Genomic DNA, 1,997 nt, shown 5'->3' with positions numbered 1-1,997 from the left:
AACTGATAACTGATAACTGATAACTGATTATGGATACACCGCGACTACATCCGGATACGATCGAAGAAGTTAAACAAAGAATTGATATTGTGGATTTAATTTCCGAGAGAGTCGTCCTCAAAAAAAGGGGACGGGAATACGTCGGTTTATGTCCTTTTCACGAGGAAAAATCCCCCAGTTTTACGGTTAGTCCTGCCAAACAAATGTATTACTGTTTTGGCTGTGGTGCGGGGGGAAACGGGATTAAATTCTTGATGGAGGTGGGAAAACAATCTTTTAGTGAGGTGGTTTTCGATCTTGCTAGAAGGTATCAAATCCCGATTAAAACTCTGGCAGTAGAACAGCGTCAGGAATTAGAACAGAAATTATCCCTCAAGGAACAATTATACGAAATAATGGCCGTGGCGGTGAGTTTTTATCAACACGCCCTTAGTCAACCTCAAGGGGAAAAAGCGTTAGATTATCTCAAGGTACAACGACAACTAACCGCGGAAACCATCGCTAATTTTCAACTGGGATATTCTCCCCAAGGTTGGGAAACTCTCTATCGTTATTTGGTGGAACAGAAGCGCTATCCTGTGGCTTTAGTGGCACAAGCAGGATTAATTAAAGCGCGTCAAAATGGTAGTGGTTATTACGATCAATTTCGAGATCGTTTAATGATTCCTATTTTTGATAGCCAAGGACGAGCGATCGCTTTTGGTAGTCGCACTTTAGGTAATGAACAACCAAAGTATCTAAATTCTCCCGATACTCCTCTATTTGAAAAGGGAAAAACTCTCTTTGCTCTCCATCGAGCTAAACAGACAATTATTCAGCAAGATTTAGCGATAGTTGTGGAGGGTTATTTTGATGCGATTGCTCTCCATGCTGCCGGTATTACTAATGTGGTTGCCTGTTTAGGAACAGCCTTAAGTCAAGAGCAAATTAAGCTACTTTTGCGCTACAGTGAAAGTAAACAAATAATCTTTAATTTTGATGCCGATCAAGCGGGAATTAAAGCCACACAAAGGGCGATCGAGGAAATTAACTCCCTAGTTTATTCAGGACAAGTTAACCTAAAAATCCTCAATCTTCCCGATGGTAAAGATGCCGATGAATTTCTTAAATCTCGTGCTGACGGGGTGAATAGTTATCGAGAACTAATCGAAAAATCTCCTTTTTGGATTGATTGGCAAATATCGCAAATGTTGGTTAACAAAGATTTAAAACAGGGACTACATTTTCAACAAGTGTCTAGTAGTATGGTCAGTTTGCTGCAAAAGTTAATCGACGGCAATCAACGGACTTTTTATCTAGATTATTGTGCTGAAATTTTGGCTCAAAAAGATGCCGCTCGTTTGCCTTATATTTTTAAAAATCTCTCTAAACAGGTTAATAAACCTCAAGGAAAATCCCCAACAATTAAGAGGAAAAATATTCTAGATAAATCGGAAAAAAATGGCACAGAAAAAGCCGAATGGTTATTATTATTAATCTATCTACATTCCCCCGAATATCGGAGGCTCATTTGTGAACTTTTGGATGAAAAAGATTTAATTTTTAATCTCCCTGATTATCGTTGGTTATGGCAAGTAATTCTAGAGTTAGAAACCCAAATTACTAAACCAAGAGATTTGATGTCAGCTTTACAGAATCATTTATTGATGATCACCGCAGACAAAAATCGTGATTTTAATTCTTTATTTCACTTAAATGAGAATACCAGTCGGGAAATTTTGCAGCCAGAAGAACAGATCAAAAATGCTATTATAGCTATGGAAAAAATTAGTTTAATGGAATATCGTCGTTACTGTCAAGAACAATTAATTAATGCTCTCGACGGCAATCAACGGGAATTTTATCAGCAGGAATTCTATCAAACTGTTAATAAATTAATCGCAATTGATCCTCACTACCAACAAGCTTAATTCGGGTCTGCTGAAAAAGTTTTTCGGTGGGGGCAGGGTGTGGGGTGTGGGGTTTTACCGGTTTTGAGGTGGCCAATTAAGTAGGTA

Annotated in this window: 1 protein-coding gene; it reads left to right on the top strand. The window is 38.3% G+C overall.

Features of this window, described 5'->3' with window-relative positions; all coding sequences use genetic code 11:
- Positions 1-29: 29 nt before the first annotated feature.
- On the top strand, positions 30-1,910 hold the full coding sequence (gene dnaG, locus MICAI_RS05560; RefSeq protein WP_008198952.1) for a DNA primase: 1,881 nt from the start codon (positions 30-32) through the stop codon (positions 1,908-1,910).
- Positions 1,911-1,997 lie beyond the last annotated feature (87 nt).

It is taken from the genome of Microcystis sp. T1-4, from assembly GCF_000297435.1.
Lineage (GTDB): Bacteria > Cyanobacteriota > Cyanobacteriia > Cyanobacteriales > Microcystaceae > Microcystis.
This window is presented reverse-complemented; position numbering and strand designations above follow the sequence as displayed.

Excerpts from the sequence above, each read along its gene's own strand:
- dnaG (WP_008198952.1), top strand. The coding sequence starts at position 30 with ATGGATACACCGCGACTACATCCGGATACGATCGAAGAAGTTAAACAA.